Below are 14,952 nucleotides of genomic sequence, written 5' to 3' on the forward strand. Positions count from 1 at the left end.
CCTCGGGGCGGGCCGCCGCCGTCTCGGGCCGGGCGGGGGCGTGATGACCCTCGACATCCGCGCGGACGATCCGCCCGTTAGGCCCCGTGCCCTTGATCGTCGAAAGATCGATACCCGCCTGCTTGGCGATGCGGCGCGCCAGCGGCGAGGCGAAGATGCGCTCGCCTTGCGGCGGCGCCTTTTCATGCTGCGGTCCTCTTTCCGCCGGGGCCTCGGCGGGCGGGACAGGCGGTTTTTCCGCCTCCGGCTTGGATGGCGGTGGCGGTGCCGCCGGGGCGGCGGGCTTGGCGGGGATTTCCACCTTCTCGTCGGGACTCGCGGCCAGCAGGGCGATCACGCTGTTCACCGCCACGCCCTCGGTGCCTTCCGGCACCAGGATCTTGGCGAGATAGCCTTCATCCACCGCCTCGACCTCCATCGTCGCCTTATCGGTCTCGATCTCGGCGATGACATCACCCGATTTAACCGGGTCGCCCTCCTTCTTCACCCATTTGGCGAGCTTGCCCTCGGTCATGGTGGGGGAGAGGGCGGGCATGAGAATTTCAGTGGCCATGTGCGGACCCTCCCGTCTCAAAAGAATTTTTTTACGGCGTCCACTACCCAGCCGGGCTGGGGCAGCGCCAGTTTTTCCAAATTCGCGGCATAGGGCATCGGCACATCCACCCCGGTCACCCGCGCGGGCGGCGCGTCCAGCCAATCGAAGCAATGCTCGATGACGGTGGCGATGATCTCGGAGCCGATCCCGGCATATGGCCAGCCCTCCTCCACACTCACCACCCGGCTGGTTTTCTTCACGCTATTGACGATGGTCTCCACATCGAGCGGCCGCAGCGTGCGCAGGTTGATGACCTCGGCGGAGACGCCTTGCTCGGCCAGCGCCTCGGCGGCCTTGAGCGCCACATCGACCATGATCGAGAAGGCGATGATCGTCACATCGGTGCCCGCGCGCTCGACCCTCGCCTTGCCGAGGGGAAGAATGAAATCCTCGGCCGCCGGCACCTCGAAGCTATGGCCGTATAGAATCTCGTTTTCGAGAAAGATGACCGGGTTGGGATCACGGATGGCGGCGCGCAGCAGGCCCTTCGCATCCGCGCCGGACCAGGGGGCCACCACTTTCAACCCCGGGCAATGCGCATACCAGGAGGCGTAGCATTGCGAATGCTGGGCGGCGACGCGCGCCGCCGCGCCATTCGGCCCGCGAAAGACGATCTGCGCCCCCATCTGCCCGCCCGACATATAACGGGTTTTGGCGGCGGAATTGATAATCTGATCGATCGCCTGCATGGCGAAATTGAAGGTCATGAACTCGAGGATCGGTTTCAGCCCATTGAAGGCGGCGCCGACGGCGAGGCCGGTGAACCCATGCTCGGTAATCGGCGTGTCGATGACCCGCTTCGGCCCGAACTCGTCCAGCATGCCCTGGCTGACCTTATAGGCGCCCTGGTACTGGGCCACTTCCTCGCCCATCAGGAACACGTCCTTATCCGCCCGCATCTCGGCCACCATGGCCTCGCGCAGCGCCTCGCGCACCGTCATTGTCTTGGTGGGCCCCCAATCCTTGTCCACCGGCTCCTGCACGGTGGCATGGGCGCCCTTGGGCTGGGGCGGGGCGGCGGCGCGCGGCGCCTCCATGGCGGGGGCCTGGGGCGGAGGAGCGGTCTCGCGCGGCTTGCCCGTCTCCGCGCCGCCGGAAAGCCGGGCGATGACGGCGTTTACCGGCACGCCCTCGGTGCCTTCCGGCACGACGATCTCCGCGAGCGTGCCCTCATCCACGGCTTCCACCTCCATGGTCGCCTTATCCGTCTCGATCTCGGCGAGCACATCGCCGGCCTTGACCGGGTCGCCGACTTTTTTCAGCCATTTGGCCAGCTTGCCCTCGGTCATGGTGGGGGAGAGGGCGGGCATGAGAATATCGGTCATGGCGCGCTCACCCCTCCGCCAGCACGTCGGTGTAAAGTTCGGCGGGGTCAGGTTCCGGTGAGGATTGGGCGAATTCCGCCGCCTCCTGCACCCGGGTTTTCACCGAGTCATCGATCTTTTTCAACTCGGCCTCGCTCACACCCATTTCCTCGAGCTTCTTGCGGGCGCCGTCCAGGCAGTCATGCTCGGCGCGCATCTTCTGCACCTCCTCCCGAGTGCGGTATTTGGCGGGGTCCGACATGGAATGCCCGCGATAGCGGTAGGTCTTCATTTCCAGCAAAAACGGTCCCTTGCCGGCGCGGCAATGCGCCACCGCTTGCTGGCCCGCCGCTTTCACGGCGAGCACGTCCATGCCGTCCACCGCCAGGCTGGGCATTCCCCAAGGTTCGCCATTATGAGAAAGATCGTGCGAGGCGGTGGCCCGCTCGATCGAGGTGCCCATCGCGTAACGGTTATTCTCGATAATGTAGACCACCGGCAATTTCCAAAGCGCCGCGAGATTATAGCTCTCGTAAACCTGGCCTTGGTTGGAGGCGCCCTCTCCGTAATAGGTGAGGCAGACGCGGTCATTGCCCCGGTACCAGTTGGAAAAGGCGATGCCGGTGCCGAGCGAGACCTGGGCGCCGACGATGCCATGCCCGCCGAAAAAACCTTTCTCCTTGGAGAACATATGCATGGAGCCGCCTTTGCCCTTGGAATAGCCGGTGGCGCGGCCCGTCAGCTCCGCCATCACCCCCTTGGGGTCCATCCCGCAAGCCAGCATATGCCCATGATCCCGGTAGGAGGTAATGACCTCGTCTCCCGGCTCGAGGCAATGCTGCATGCCGATGACCACCGCCTCCTGGCCGATATAAAGGTGGCAGAACCCGGCGATAAGGCCCATGCCATAAAGCTGACCGGCCTTTTCCTCGAAGCGGCGAATCAGCAGCATCTGCTCATAGGCGGCCTGCAACTCGTCCCGGCTCATCACCTCGGCAGGTTTTTTCGTGGGTTTGCGCGTTCTTTCAGGGCTCGCGGCCATGCTCTTGGCTCCCGTTTGGCTCCGGAGCAGAGCTAGGCCATTGTCGCGCCGGCGCGCAAGAGGTAGATGCGCAACCTTCTATAGCACAAATGAAAAGTTGGAAATTAACCGGGAACTGGTTAATTTTGGCGGCGGAGCGGGAGAGATTCCGTCTTCATAGGAGCGCGACCCAGCGCGCCGGACTTAATATTATCAAATACATGCCGGCATTTAGGCGATCATGACGCGGAGCTCAGGTAAAACGCAAGATTACTTGCTCTCATTGGCGCCGCCCAAATCGATCACCATGTCGTTGGTTTCGGCGAGGTTCAACACGGTGCGAGCCTGCGCATCCAGCATGTCCGGCTGAATGGCTTGGTTGGATAGCCCGGCGACCTTCATCTGCCAGGTCACGAGCCGCTGATGGGTTGAGGCCGCCTGTTGCTGAGCGCTTAGCAATTGCTGGCGCTGGGCGGCCTGGGCCTCCAACCCGCTCGGGCCATGCACCGCGTTCCAACCGAAATAATAGGTGAGAGCGAGAAGAAGGGTGGGGGCCACCAGCCCGCGGAGCCGGTTTTTAATCACACGGAGCAAGCCTCGTCTCCTCGCTAAAGATACCGAACGGCGGCAGCTTTAGAGTTGGGGCGGAATTTTGCAAGAGTTTTTTGCAATATCTTCATGATTTTTAAACTTTCATCGATGGATTCAGGCGATGGGAGCCAAGCCGGCCGACACGTGGGACCCACAGGACGTCAGGTCATGATTCCGCCTTGCTTATGGCGCAGTGTCGCCATCCGCGCGGCGCGTTTAAGAAGGTTGAGAGAAAGGGGCGACCCATGAATGTTTCGAGATGGTTGCGGGGCGCGGCGCTGGCGGCGGGGCTGATGGGTGGCATGGTTTTTCCAGCCTTCGCTCAAGGCGGGCATGGTCCCGGGGGGCCAGGCCCGGGCGAGTGGCATGGCGGCGGCCCCGGTAACTGGCATGGGGGCAACTGGCATGGCGGCGGCCCCGGCGGCTGGCATGGCGGCCCGCCTCCCGGGCATTGGGATCATGACAATGACTGGCATGGCCATGGCTGGTGGGATGGGGATCGGCACTGGCATTGGTTCGCGGGCTGGGGCCCGGCTTACGGCTATGTTGGTCCGGCGCCGGTTTGGGTGCCAGGGGCGCCGGTTTATTACGGGGCGCCGCCTCCGCCCCCGCCGGTGTATTACGCGCCGCCCCCGCCCCCGCCGCCGCCTGTCTATGTCGCGCCCCCGCTGCCGCCGCCGGTGATGATCGCGCCGCCGGTCCCCTATATCATGGTCACGCCGGGGGGCGTCGGCATCGTCCCTTAATGGAGGATCAAGGCCATTTGACCTCTGGCGGCAGCGACATCAGGATCGCCTCCGTATTGCCGCCGGTTTTCAGCCCGAAGATCGTGCCCCGGTCGTAGAGCAGGTTGAATTCGACATACCGCCCCCGCCGGATGAGCTGCGCCTCGCGCTCCTCCGGTGTGTAGGTCTCGCGCATGCGGCGCTCGACGATGGCCGGATAGGCGGCGAGAAATGCCTCGCCCACGTCGCGGGTGAAGGCGAAATCCGCTTCCGCGTCACCGCTATCCAGGTAATCATAGAAAATTCCCCCCGCTCCGCGTTTCTCGCCCCGGTGCGGCAGGTAGAAATATTCATCGCACCAGCTTTTGAATTTTTCATAGTAAGCCGGGTCGTGCCGGTCGCAGGCGTGTTTGTAAGCGGCGTGGAAGGCGGCGGCATCCTCAGCCGCGGCGGCTGTGCCGGGTTGCAGCGGGGTGAGATCGCCGCCGCCGCCGAACCAGCCCTTGGCGGTGATGATCATGCGCGTATTCATATGCACGGCCGGTACTTTGGGACTGCGCGGGTGAATGACCAGCGAGATACCCGAGGCCCAGAAGCCTGCCCCCGCCTCGGTGCCGGGAATGCGGGCCGCGAAATCCGGCGTGAAGTCTCCCGCCACGGTTGAAATATTCACCCCTGCCTTCTCGAACACGGCGCCGCGCAGCACGCTCATCACCCCACCCCCACCGCCGGGGCGGTCCCAAGCCGTGCGGAGAAAACGGGCGGGGGCCTGCGCCGGCGATCCTGCCGCTTCCAGCGCCTCGAGCCGGGCGCAGATGCGGTCCCGCAACTGCGCAAACCATTCAATGGCCCTGGGTTTCAGGCTCTCATGGGCGGGGCGCTCTGTCATGCCGACCGCTTTAAGCCAAGCGGATGTGACGATCCACACTTGAAATTTTTTCAGTCCGGGGTCACGCTACGCTCACAGGGAGACGATCTTCCAGGGAGTAAAATCATGGTCGACCACACAGCGGACGCAAACTCAGTGCCCGTGGGGGAATCCCGGCGCGGTTTTTTGGCGATTCTCGCCATGGCAGGCGGAGCGGTGGGAGCGGCCACGATTCTTTGGCCGGTGATCGATGCGCTCAACCCCGATGCGGGGAGCGAGGCGGCGGCTCGGCCGGTGGTCACCGTTTCCGACATTCCCGAGAATACCGCCCGGCAGGTGATGTGGGGCGGCTTGCCGATTCTCATCCGGCGGCTGACCGATAAGCAGCTCGCCGATAACGAGACGGTCTCGATGGATGATCTGCCCGATCCGGCCTCGCTCGAATCGCGGGTGGCACCCGCCAACCGTCACTTTGTCGTGGTGGTGGGGCTGAACACCGCGACACCCTGCGCGCTGGAGGGTAACACCCCCTCTGAGCCGCGCGGCGATTTCGACGGCTGGCTCTGCGCCTGCGATGGCAGCCAGTACGACCCGCTGGGCCGGGCGCGGCGGGGGCCCTCGCGGCGCAACCTGCCCATTCCGCGATTCACTTTCATCAACGAAGCCCAGATACAATTGGGCTGAAGGGGGCGTGCCGACCATGACGACGGAGACGAAACAAGGCGGGCCGCGCGCCGCGACGCCCTGCCTGGCCGGATTGTGCGCCGGGCTCATGCGGCGGGATCTGGCTCCGGGCGCGCCCTGGCTTTCCACCCTGCCGGTGCTGCTGGGGGCGGTCCTCGCCCTTCTTCTCGCTTCCGGGATGGCGCTCGCCGTGTTCTACGACCCGCGCGCGGCGCAGGCTTCGCTGCGCTTCATCGCGCTGGAGGTACCGGCCGGCTGGATCATGCGCGGCTACCATGTCACCGGCGCCGGGCTCGGCTTCGTCCTGCTCTATGTTCATCTATTCCGCATGCTGCTGACTCGGGGGTATCGCGGCCCGGCGGCGGCCGGTTGGATGCTTTGGGTCACCCTGTTGGCGGCGCTGTTGCTCGCCGGCTGGCTCGGCTTCGCGCTGAATGGCGGGCTTGGCGGCTATTGGTCGCTCATCGACGCCATTTCCGCCTCTCTGGCTCTCTCCGGCCCGGCCGGGGGAGTGGCGATGTGGTTTTTCGGCGGCGCGCCGGGGGATGGCACGCTGGCGCGGCTGCTGGTGTTTCACGCCGTGCTGGGCGTGGCGGCGGCGGGCCTGCTCTGGCTCGCCTGCGCCGCCACGCGGCAAGCGCGCCCGGCCCCCGCGGGGCGGATGGTGGCGTTCTGGCCGGTCTACGCCGCCCAGGCCTTCGCCGCGCTGGCGCTGCTGGCTCTGGTCTTCGCGCTACTGATGTGTTTCGCCCCGCATTGGGGGCAAGGGGCGCAGAGCCAACTGCCTGCCTCCAGCCTCGCGGTGCCGGCGGCGGTCTCGTACCCTTGGTATCTTACCCCCCTCGCCGGCCTTACCGCTCTGTTTCCCGGCGCGGGCGGGCACGCTCTGGCGGTAATCGCGGCGGCGGCGGCGCTTTACGCGCTCCCCTGGCTGGACCGGTCCGGCGGCGGCGCGCCAGGTGGACTCTACCGCGCCTTGACCTGGCTGCTGGGGCTGGATGTGCTGGGGCTTGGTCTCAGCGCGGTTTGTCCGCTGGCCGCGGGACTCCAAATCTTGTTGTTCGTCTGGTTTTTCATTCATTTTCTCGTGCTCACGCCGGCCGTGACCGCGATGGAGGCCGCATGATGAGGCACCGTTTTCTGGCGCCGCTGCTGGCGGCCGGGTTGCTGGCTTGCGGCGCGGCGCGGGCTGAGAACACGCTCACCCCTCTGCATTTTCAGTCAGATGGATGGCGGGGCAGCATCGATAAGGCGGCGGCCCAGCGCGGCTTCGCCGTGTATCAATCCGTCTGCGCCAGCTGCCACGGCATGAGCGGGCTGCATTACCGGGATTTGGAGGGGATTGGGCTGACGCCGGAACAAGTGGCGGGCATAGCCGCCAGCATCAAGCTGGCGGATGGCAGCGCGGCCACACCGGATTCGCTTTTCAAGCCGCCGGGGGCGGTGAATATGGGCGGGGCGGTGCCGCCGGATCTCGGCGCGATCGTGGCACAACGGCCGGGGGGAACCCGCTATGTCTATGAATTTCTCACCGGTTTCGGTCCCGCCCCGGATGGGATGACGCTGTTGCCCGGACATTTTTACAACCGGGCCTTTCCAGGCGGGCAGGTTTCCATGCCCAACGTCCTGCGCGATAATGCCGTGACCTACGCTGACGGCACCAAAGCCAGCGCGGCGCAGGAGGCGGCGGATGTGGCGGAGTTTTTGACTTGGTCCTCGGACCCCGATCTCGCGGAACGGCATATCATCGGCCTGCGGACCGTGATTTTCTTCGCCCTGCTGGCGATGGTGGCGCTGGCGGCGAAGCGGAGGATTTGGCGCGAGGAGGGCTAGAGCCGCTCCTCACGCGGGTTCGCGCCTGCCGTCTCTGCCATGGGGCGCTGCCGCTGGGTGCGCGGCCCGTGGTACGGGTCTCGGCTCTTGCCCGCCTCCTGGTCATCTCGCAGGCGCCGGGTACCAAAGTCCACGCCAGCGGCCTGCCTTTCGATGACGCCTCCGGCGACCGGCTGCGCGGCTGGATGGGCATTGACCGCGATACATTCTACGATATTGCCAAACTCGCCTTCATGCCGATGGGCTTCTGCTATCCGGGCCGCCTCGCCCAGGGGGGCGACGCCCCGCCGCGCCCGGAATGCGCGCCCCTCTGGCACGAGGCGCTGCTGGCGCAGATGCCCCGTATCGAATTGATCCTCCTGGTCGGCGGCTATGCGCAGCGGCGCTATCTCGACGCGGGCAATGTCACCGAGACCGTGCGCGGGCAAAACCGCGGCGGGCGGTTTCTCGCCCTGCCGCATCCCTCCTGGCGGACGGGAGGATGGGAGCGGCGTAACCCCTGGTTTGGCGCGGAAATCCTGCCCTGGCTGAAAACGGAGGTGGCGCGGCTGACCGGGCCGGGCTGAAGGAGGGACATATGGCCGAGACCTTGGCGACCGCGTTCGACGCCCGGCGAATCCACACGATCATGGTGAGCCTGGTGGTGACGATGTTCATCGGCTCGGTCGAGCAGGCCATCGTCTCTCCCGCCCTGCACGCGATGGGCCTCGCTTTCCATGCGCCCGGCGCCGTTTCCTGGATTGTCACGGGTTATCTGCTCTGCGCGACGCCCGGCACGCTCATCGCCGGGGCGGTCAGCGATATCTGGGGGCGGCGGGCGACGCTGATCGTCTCCCTCGCGATCTTTATTTTGGGTAGCGTCCTCTGCGCGGCGGCGGGCAGCATGGCCATGCTGGTGGCGGGGCGTATGATGCAGGGATGTGGCGGCGGCGGCCTTCTCGCTGTGCCCAATACCATCATCGCCGATCTCGTCGCTCCCCGCGAACGCGGAAAATATCAGGTCTATATTTCCGGTACCTATGCTTTCGCCGGGCTGTTCGGCCCCGTCGCCGGCGGCTATCTCGCCAATACATTGTCCTGGCGCGGCGTGTTCTGGGTATTCGTGCCGCTGGCGGCCCTGGCGGTGCTGGCCGCCGGGCGCAGCCTGCGCGGCTTGCCGCCACCCAAGGCGAGGCGCCGGTTCGATGGATTGGGCGCGGCGCTGCTTGCCGCCGTTATGGTCTGTCTGCTGCTGGCGGTGCATGCGCTGGGCGCGGGGGCATGGCCGCGATTTGCCCTGCTGCTGGCTTTGAGCGCGGGGCTTGGCTTCGCCTTTATCCGCTGGGAAATGAGCCGGCGCGATCCGCTATTGCCGGTGGCGATTCTGGGCAGCCGCATCGCCTCGGCGACCTCGGCGGTGGGGTTCTGCGTGATGGCGGTGAACGCCAGCCTCGCCGCGTATCTGCCGTTATATTACGAGACACGATTTGGGTTTTCCATGTCTGCCGCCGGTCTGGCCCTGACCTTGCCGCTGGTGGGGATCGTCGCCGGGGCGTATGGCGCCGGCCAATATATGCGCCTCACCGGGCGCTATAAGCTGCCGCCCGTGGCGGGCTCTATGATTTCCGGAGCGGCCTATCTGGGCCTGGCCGCGGGCGGGGCCGCCCTGCGGCCGGAAATATACGGGCTGACCCTTCTGGCGGGGGTGGGGGCGGGGTCCTGTCTGCCGCCGATGCTGGTCGCGCTGCAGAACTCCGTGCCGCGGCAGCTGATGGGCGTGGCGACGGCGCTGCAAATGTGTTTCCGCTCCGTGGGCGGAATGATGGGCGTCGCCATTTTCGGGCTCGCCGTGCTGGCGCCGAAGCCGGGCACGTGGGGGTTTGAACTCTTCTTCACCGGAAGCGCGGCGGTGCTGGCGCTGGCCGCCCTGGTCTCCGCCCTGCTCCTGCCCGAGCGGCCTTTCCGGGCGATGGCCGCCGTGTTGGAGGAGGCGGATTAGCCACGCCTGGCCTGGTGTCTTTTCTCCGGTCTCGGCCAAGCCGGGCTTCGTTGACACGGCAGTGAAGCTGACTTAGCCTTTTCAACAAGTAAAATGATATTCGCTTTGAATATTATTATTGGGAAACGTTCTGCTTCTTCCATCGAACAGAGGATGGGTTGATGAATTTTGAATTTTCGCCTCAACAGGAACAGGTGCGCGAAACTGTCAGGCGTTTTGCTTTGCAGGATATCGCGCCCCGTGTGGCGGAGGCGGAAGAGAGCGAGGTTTTTCCCCGTGAATTATTCCGCAAATGGGGAGAGGTCGGGCTGATCGGCGTGCGTTATCCCGAGGCGGATGGCGGTGCTGGTTTCGATAAGGTGAGTGATTGCATCGTGCGGGAGGAGATGAGCCGTGTGTCGCAGGCCTTCGCCTCGTCATGGTCAGCGCATACCCACCTTGCCCTTTGGCCGATCTGGCGCGCCGGCACTCCCGCGCAGAAGGAGCGCTTCTTCCGGCCGGGGCTGGCGGGAGAAAAAATCGGCGGGTTCGCGCTCTCCGAACCGGATGGCGGGTCCGATGTCCGCGGCCTTAAAACCCGGGCCGAGAAGGTCGCGGGCGGCTGGCGGATCAATGGATCGAAACTTTATATCAGCAACGCGCCGCAGGCTGATTTTCTCACTTTGGCGGCGCGCACGCATCCAGGCCATGGCGCCGAGGCCATCAGCCTGTTCCTGGTGGAGCTTCCCAATCCGGGTTTCTCCATAACCAAGCTGAAGAAAGAAGGAATCCGCGCCTCGGAGACGGGGCTTATCCATATCGAGGATGCCTTCGTGCCGGATGACTGCCTGCTGGGCGAGCGGCTTGGAACCTATGGCGTGGTGCTGGAATCCCTTTCGGAAAACCGCGTCGGTGTCGCCGCGAATTGCGTCGGCATGGCGCGCGGCGCGTTCGAGGCCGCGCTGGATTTCGCCAAGACCAGGATCGTCCGGGAAAAGCCGATCATCGATTATCAAGCCATCGCCCACAAACTCGCTGACATGGCGGCACAGATCGAGGCGGCGAAATGGTTGGTTTATTACGGCGCCTGGCGGGTGGATCAAGGGACGATCGACAGCGCGACCGCATCGAAGGTCAAGCTTATCGCCTCGGAGACGGCGGTGCGTGTCACTGAGTCCGCGATCCGCATTTTTGGCGGCGCGGGCATCATGCGGGACTATCCGGTGGGGCGGTTTCATCGCGATGCGCTGGTCTATGTCATCGGCGAGGGAACCTCCGAAATTCAACGCAACATCATCTCCCGCGAGTTGAAATTATCATGACCGCCTTCAACGCCATTCGCTTCGATATTGAGAACGAGATCGCGCGGCTGGTCCTCAACCGCCCGGATCAGCGTAACGCGCTGGATCTCACCATGCGCGGGGAGATCGAACTCGCCTTGCGGGAATTGCGTGCGCAGGGCGGGGCCAAGGCGCTGGTGATCACCGGGGCCGGCGGCGCGTTTTGCGCGGGCGGCGATTTGCGCGCCTTGTCGGAGAGCCGGCGCCCCGCCATGGCCAATCGAGAACGCATCAGGCGTTTGCATCTCTGGTTCAGCGAGTTGCTGGGCCTGGAAATGCCGGTGGTCGCGGTGGTGGACGGCCCGGCTTTTGGCGCCGGGTTCAATATGGCCCTGGCGGCTGATTTCATACTGGCCACGCCGCGCGCGCTGATGTGCGCGGTGTTCATTCGCATCGGTCTCGTGCCGGACCTGGGCGGGCTGCACTTGCTGCCCCGCATCCTGGGCCTGCAACGCGCTAAGGAGCTGATTTTCTCCGGGCGTGTTCTCGGGCCCGAGGAAGCCTGGAAACTGGGAATCGTTCACGAGATCGTCCCGCAAGGCGATCCTCTGGCGGCGGGCATGGCCTTCGCTGAACGTTTCCGCCATGCCTCGACCGACGCGATCGGCATGGCCAAGACCATTCTCAACCAGTCATTCAATCTCGACCGGCATGCGCTGGCTGAGATGGAGGCCTACGCGCAGGCGGTGGTGATGGAAACGCCTTATCATCACGCGGCCGTCGCGAAATTCCTGGATAGAAAACCATTGGATTTCGTTTGGGATTCGTTTTCATCACCCCAGCGGAAAGGCGGCGACGATGCCTAGCCCCGTCATCACCGGCGCCGCCGATACGGAAGTGGGAAAGCTCGAAGGCTCGACATCGCTTGGGTTGCAGGCCCAGGCCGCCATGGCGGCAGTGGAGGATGCGGGCTTGTCGCTCGCCGAGATCGACGGGGTTTTATGCGCGTATTCCTTCACCGAGCCGCATCTGATGCTCTCCTCGGTGGTGAGCGAATTTCTGGGCATCGCGCCGTCTTATTCGGTTGCCGTGCAGGCTGGCGGGGCCACCGCCTGCGCCCAGCTGGTGCACGCCGCCGCGCTGGTCGAATCAGGAAGATGCCGGCATGTGCTCGTGGTCTGCGGAGATAACCGTCTCACCGGCATGACACGGGACCGGGCCGTGGCGGCCCTCTCCGAGGTGGGGCACGCGCAGTTCGAACGGCCTTACGGCATCAGCGTGCCTTCCGCTTACGCGCTGGTGGCGCGGCGTTACATGCATGAGTATGGGGTGACGCTCGAACATCTCGCCGGGGTGGCTGTCGCGCATCGCAAGAACGCCATGCGCCACCCCAAGGCGCAGATGCGCGAGCCGATCACGCTTGAGGACGTTGCCAGATCCCGGCCGATCTCAACGCCGTTGCGGCTGCTCGATTGCTGCCTCATCTCCGATGGCGGCGCCGCCGTGGTGGTCAGCGCCGCCGATGCGGCCCGGGATACGCGCAAGCCCGGGATCGCCATCCTCGGCACCGGCCAGATGAATACGCATGAACACATCGTCGCGGCGCCATCCTTCACCGATTTCGGCTGCAAGCAATCTTCCGCCCAGGCCTTTGGCCGGGCGGGGATAAAGGCAGCGGACATCGATGTCGCCGAAATCTATGATAGCTTCACCATTACCTTGCTGGCCGAGCTCGAATCGATCGGCTTCTTCGGCCGGGGCGAGGCAGGGCCGGCAATTCTCTCCGGCGCGCTGGACCTGGATGGCAAGCTGCCCTGCAATACCCATGGCGGGCTCTTGTCTTACGCCCATTCCGGCGCGGCGGGCGGCATGTTCCATGTGGTGGAGGCGGTGCGGCAATTACGCGGTGAGGCCGCGGGCCGCCAGGTTGCCAATGCCAGGCTTGGCTTCGTGCATGGGGATGGCGGCATTCTCTCGGTTCATTTTTCGCTGGTGCTCGGGAGGCTTTGAGCATGACCAAACCGCTACCTCACCCCAACGCGACGACCCAGCCCTTCTGGTCTGGCTGCCAGCAGGGACGTTTCGAGCTCCAGCGTTGCGAGGCGTGTGGCCATATGCAGTTTCCGCCGCGTCTGGCCTGCACCTCCTGCCATAGCGGCGCGTTGGGCTGGGTCAACGCCAGCGGGCGCGGCACGGTATATTCCTTCACCACGGTGTACCGGGCGCCGATCGAAGCCTTCAAGCCAGACCTGCCTTATATCATCGCGATGATCGAATTGGAGGAAGGGCCGCGCGCGATGATGAACCTGCGCGGGGCTGACCCCGAGCGGATCGCGATAGGCATGGAGGTTGAGATCTTTTTCGAGCCGCCCGCCGCGGATGGCGGCTACCCATTGCCGCAGGCGCGGCTGAGGAGCTAGGCATGTTTCTTTTCGACGATTTCGTTCCCGGCAAGACGATCGGCAGTTTCACCCTGAAGCTGGAACATGATCTTTTGGAAGAATGGCTGGAAATCTTTCCAGAAGATCGGGATGGTGCCCGCATGCCGCCAGGCATGATGGCGGCGGTGCATATCCGCGCCTATGCCCAGGTTGTGCACCCGCGCCCGCCCGGAAATGTGCATGGCAAACAGGTTTTCCGGCTCGCCAAACTGCCCGAAGCCGGCCAGGATTTGTGCACGACGGTCAGCTGTGAACGGAAGGAGCTGAAAGGCGAGCGCCGCTGGGTGACGTTTTCGCTCGATACAAGAGGCGAGGATGGCAAGGAGATGTTTTCCGGCCTGATGACAGCTTTATGGGCAAAATGATATGAGCTACAGCAAACCAGAACTCGAAAGCGTCAGCAAAGTCATCGACCGGGCGACCATACGCCGGTACGCGAAAGTCACCGATGATTTCAATCCGATCCATCTCGATCCGGAATTCGCGGCCCGCACCCCGATGGGAGGCATCATCGCTCACGGCATGCTGTCCCTCAATCTCATCTGGCAGTCGCTCCGCAAAACCTACGGTCCGGGCGCCGCTGAGGGCGCCTGCCTGGATGTGCGGTTTATCCATCCGGTGAGAGAGGATGATACCGTGCGGGCGGGAGGCCGCGCCAAGTCTGACGCCGCGGGTGTTTATGACGTGACGGTGGAAAACCAGAAGGGCGTCATTGTGATCTCCGGAACTTTGACGCTCAACAAATAGGAAAACGAAGACAAAATGTCTGGGTATTATCTCGATGATTTGAATGTGGGAGATGAATTCAGGAGTTATGGCCGGACCATCACGGAAACCGACATCGTAAACTTCACCTGTCTAGCTGGGATAAAGGTACCGATTTTCATTGATGAGGAATTCGCGAGAACGACGAGTTATGGCGGAAGAATTGTGCCGGGGCTTTTGACCGCCGCGATATCGATCGGGATGATGGAGGAGGTTTTGGGGCCTTCGCTGATCGCCGGGCTGGAGCTGAACGGTTTTAAGTTCTCTTTTCCGGTTCGACCGGGCGACACGCTGCAAACGATCGTGGCAGTGGAGGATAAAAAATTATTATCGGACCAAATGAGAGGACTGTTCTTTGGCCGAATAAGGGTAAACAACCAAAATAAAATTCAGGTGCTTGAATTCACGCAAAAATTAATGATGTGGCGGTCTCCCAACAAAAGCGGAACGGGATAACGGGACATATTGGCTGAGCGGCCATTCATCGGTTGAGAGGTAAAAATTATGCAGTTTGACGCCGTTTTGCTACCCCCTCGCCGCGCCGCCATGGTGGCGCAGGGTTATTGGCGGGACATCACCATCAATGATGCGCTTGATTCCGCCCTGAAAGAATGCCCTGACAAGACCGCCCTCACCGCCTACCGGGCCGAGACTGGGGAGGTGAGGCGCTTTACCTATGCCGAGCTGGCCCGCATGGCGGACCGCATCGCCATCGGGCTGTCACGGCTAGGCATCGGCAAGAACGACGTTGTCGCCTGCCAATTGCCGAATTGGTGGCAATTCACCGCCACCTATCTCGCCTGCGCGCGCATCGGCGCGGTCATCAACCCGCTCATGCCCATCTTCCGCGAGCATGAGCTGCGCTTCATGCTCGGCTTCGCCGAAACC

The 14,952-nt window shown here is 63.9% G+C and carries 19 protein-coding genes; 14 read left to right on the forward strand and 5 right to left on the reverse strand.

The features are described 5' to 3' along the window. From M7H45_RS10745 to M7H45_RS10760, 4 genes are all read right to left on the reverse strand, one after another. Nucleotides 1-553: biotin/lipoyl-containing protein (locus M7H45_RS10745; protein ID WP_298216819.1), on the reverse strand; the 553-nt coding region annotated here is incomplete at its 3' end. A gap of 17 nt (nt 554-570) precedes the next feature. Beyond that, nucleotides 571-1,920, reverse strand: coding sequence for a pyruvate dehydrogenase complex E1 component subunit beta (locus M7H45_RS10750; RefSeq protein ID WP_298216821.1), 1,350 nt, complete (start codon nt 1,918-1,920; stop codon nt 571-573). Between the two features lie 7 nt (nt 1,921-1,927). After that, complete coding sequence (gene pdhA, locus M7H45_RS10755; protein WP_298216842.1) at nt 1,928-2,887, reverse strand: pyruvate dehydrogenase (acetyl-transferring) E1 component subunit alpha; 960 nt, start codon at nt 2,885-2,887, stop codon at nt 1,928-1,930. Between the two features lie 303 nt (nt 2,888-3,190). Continuing rightward, nucleotides 3,191-3,514: a septation inhibitor protein gene (locus M7H45_RS10760; RefSeq protein ID WP_366145541.1), complete on the reverse strand. Its 324-nt coding sequence runs from the start codon at nt 3,512-3,514 to the stop codon at nt 3,191-3,193. Between the two features lie 242 nt (nt 3,515-3,756). On the opposite strand from M7H45_RS10760, the gene M7H45_RS10765 reads away from it, so the two are divergent. Then, nucleotides 3,757-4,257 (forward strand): hypothetical protein, encoded by a 501-nt coding sequence (locus M7H45_RS10765; protein WP_298216822.1) that lies wholly within the window; start codon nt 3,757-3,759, stop codon nt 4,255-4,257. A gap of 7 nt (nt 4,258-4,264) precedes the next feature. Here M7H45_RS10765 and hemF read toward each other — a convergent pair whose 3' ends face one another. Further along, entirely contained in the window at nt 4,265-5,125 is an 861-nt protein-coding gene (gene hemF, locus M7H45_RS10770) for an oxygen-dependent coproporphyrinogen oxidase (protein WP_298216823.1), read from the reverse strand. Nucleotides 5,126-5,230: 105 nt separating this feature from the next. Between hemF and petA the strand changes: the two genes are divergently transcribed. The 13 genes from petA to M7H45_RS10835 all read left to right on the forward strand — a co-directional run. Then, nucleotides 5,231-5,788: a ubiquinol-cytochrome c reductase iron-sulfur subunit gene (gene petA / locus M7H45_RS10775; protein ID WP_298216825.1), complete on the forward strand. Its 558-nt coding sequence runs from the start codon at nt 5,231-5,233 to the stop codon at nt 5,786-5,788. Between the two features lie 16 nt (nt 5,789-5,804). Beyond that, on the forward strand, nt 5,805-6,914 hold the full coding sequence (locus tag M7H45_RS10780; RefSeq protein WP_298216827.1) for a cytochrome b N-terminal domain-containing protein: 1,110 nt from the start codon (nt 5,805-5,807) through the stop codon (nt 6,912-6,914). After that, a complete protein-coding gene (locus M7H45_RS10785; protein WP_298216829.1) occupies nt 6,911-7,621 on the forward strand; it encodes a cytochrome c1 in 711 nt (236 codons plus the stop codon). Before M7H45_RS10780 ends, M7H45_RS10785 begins: the two co-directional genes overlap by 4 nt. A gap of 47 nt (nt 7,622-7,668) precedes the next feature. Then, nucleotides 7,669-8,187 (forward strand): uracil-DNA glycosylase family protein, encoded by a 519-nt coding sequence (locus M7H45_RS10790; protein ID WP_298216845.1) that lies wholly within the window; start codon nt 7,669-7,671, stop codon nt 8,185-8,187. A gap of 11 nt (nt 8,188-8,198) precedes the next feature. After that, nucleotides 8,199-9,599 (forward strand): MFS transporter, encoded by a 1,401-nt coding sequence (locus M7H45_RS10795; RefSeq protein ID WP_298216830.1) that lies wholly within the window; start codon nt 8,199-8,201, stop codon nt 9,597-9,599. 161 nt (nt 9,600-9,760) lie between these two features. Further along, on the forward strand, nt 9,761-10,900 hold the full coding sequence (locus M7H45_RS10800; protein WP_298216832.1) for an acyl-CoA dehydrogenase family protein: 1,140 nt from the start codon (nt 9,761-9,763) through the stop codon (nt 10,898-10,900). Continuing rightward, nucleotides 10,897-11,724: an enoyl-CoA hydratase/isomerase family protein gene (locus M7H45_RS10805; RefSeq protein ID WP_298216834.1), complete on the forward strand. Its 828-nt coding sequence runs from the start codon at nt 10,897-10,899 to the stop codon at nt 11,722-11,724. Before M7H45_RS10800 ends, M7H45_RS10805 begins: the two co-directional genes overlap by 4 nt. Further along, on the forward strand, nt 11,717-12,868 hold the full coding sequence (locus M7H45_RS10810; protein ID WP_298216835.1) for a thiolase family protein: 1,152 nt from the start codon (nt 11,717-11,719) through the stop codon (nt 12,866-12,868). Before M7H45_RS10805 ends, M7H45_RS10810 begins: the two co-directional genes overlap by 8 nt. Nucleotides 12,869-12,870: 2 nt before the next feature. Then, nucleotides 12,871-13,278: a Zn-ribbon domain-containing OB-fold protein gene (locus tag M7H45_RS10815; RefSeq protein ID WP_298216836.1), complete on the forward strand. Its 408-nt coding sequence runs from the start codon at nt 12,871-12,873 to the stop codon at nt 13,276-13,278. A 2-nt stretch (nt 13,279-13,280) separates the two neighbouring features. Next, a complete protein-coding gene (locus tag M7H45_RS10820; RefSeq protein WP_298216838.1) occupies nt 13,281-13,664 on the forward strand; it encodes a hypothetical protein in 384 nt (127 codons plus the stop codon). 1 nt (nt 13,665) lies between these two features. After that, nucleotides 13,666-14,046, forward strand: a complete 381-nt coding sequence (locus tag M7H45_RS10825) for a MaoC family dehydratase (protein ID WP_298216839.1) — start codon at nt 13,666-13,668, stop codon at nt 14,044-14,046. A gap of 15 nt (nt 14,047-14,061) precedes the next feature. After that, entirely contained in the window at nt 14,062-14,520 is a 459-nt protein-coding gene (locus M7H45_RS10830) for a MaoC family dehydratase (protein WP_298216840.1), read from the forward strand. A gap of 48 nt (nt 14,521-14,568) precedes the next feature. Continuing rightward, on the forward strand, nt 14,569-14,952 hold a 384-nt coding region (locus M7H45_RS10835; protein WP_298216841.1), incomplete at its 3' end, for an AMP-binding protein.

Source organism: Acidocella sp., from assembly GCF_027352905.1.
Taxonomy (GTDB): Bacteria; Pseudomonadota; Alphaproteobacteria; order Acetobacterales; family Acetobacteraceae; genus Acidocella.

Coding starts and splice junctions, on each gene's coding strand:
- M7H45_RS10830 (WP_298216840.1), top strand. CDS start 14,062: ATGTCTGGGTATTATCTCGATGATTTGAATGTGGGAGATGAATTCAGG.
- hemF (WP_298216823.1), bottom strand. CDS start 5,125: ATGACAGAGCGCCCCGCCCATGAGAGCCTGAAACCCAGGGCCATTGAA.
- petA (WP_298216825.1), top strand. CDS start 5,231: ATGGTCGACCACACAGCGGACGCAAACTCAGTGCCCGTGGGGGAATCC.
- pdhA (WP_298216842.1), bottom strand. CDS start 2,887: ATGAGCCGGGACGAGTTGCAGGCCGCCTATGAGCAGATGCTGCTGATT.
- M7H45_RS10780 (WP_298216827.1), top strand. CDS start 5,805: ATGACGACGGAGACGAAACAAGGCGGGCCGCGCGCCGCGACGCCCTGC.
- M7H45_RS10815 (WP_298216836.1), top strand. CDS start 12,871: ATGACCAAACCGCTACCTCACCCCAACGCGACGACCCAGCCCTTCTGG.
- M7H45_RS10810 (WP_298216835.1), top strand. CDS start 11,717: ATGCCTAGCCCCGTCATCACCGGCGCCGCCGATACGGAAGTGGGAAAG.
- M7H45_RS10800 (WP_298216832.1), top strand. CDS start 9,761: ATGAATTTTGAATTTTCGCCTCAACAGGAACAGGTGCGCGAAACTGTC.
- M7H45_RS10820 (WP_298216838.1), top strand. CDS start 13,281: ATGTTTCTTTTCGACGATTTCGTTCCCGGCAAGACGATCGGCAGTTTC.
- M7H45_RS10795 (WP_298216830.1), top strand. CDS start 8,199: ATGGCCGAGACCTTGGCGACCGCGTTCGACGCCCGGCGAATCCACACG.
- M7H45_RS10805 (WP_298216834.1), top strand. CDS start 10,897: ATGACCGCCTTCAACGCCATTCGCTTCGATATTGAGAACGAGATCGCG.
- M7H45_RS10785 (WP_298216829.1), top strand. CDS start 6,911: ATGATGAGGCACCGTTTTCTGGCGCCGCTGCTGGCGGCCGGGTTGCTG.
- M7H45_RS10765 (WP_298216822.1), top strand. CDS start 3,757: ATGAATGTTTCGAGATGGTTGCGGGGCGCGGCGCTGGCGGCGGGGCTG.
- M7H45_RS10825 (WP_298216839.1), top strand. CDS start 13,666: ATGAGCTACAGCAAACCAGAACTCGAAAGCGTCAGCAAAGTCATCGAC.
- M7H45_RS10750 (WP_298216821.1), bottom strand. CDS start 1,920: ATGACCGATATTCTCATGCCCGCCCTCTCCCCCACCATGACCGAGGGC.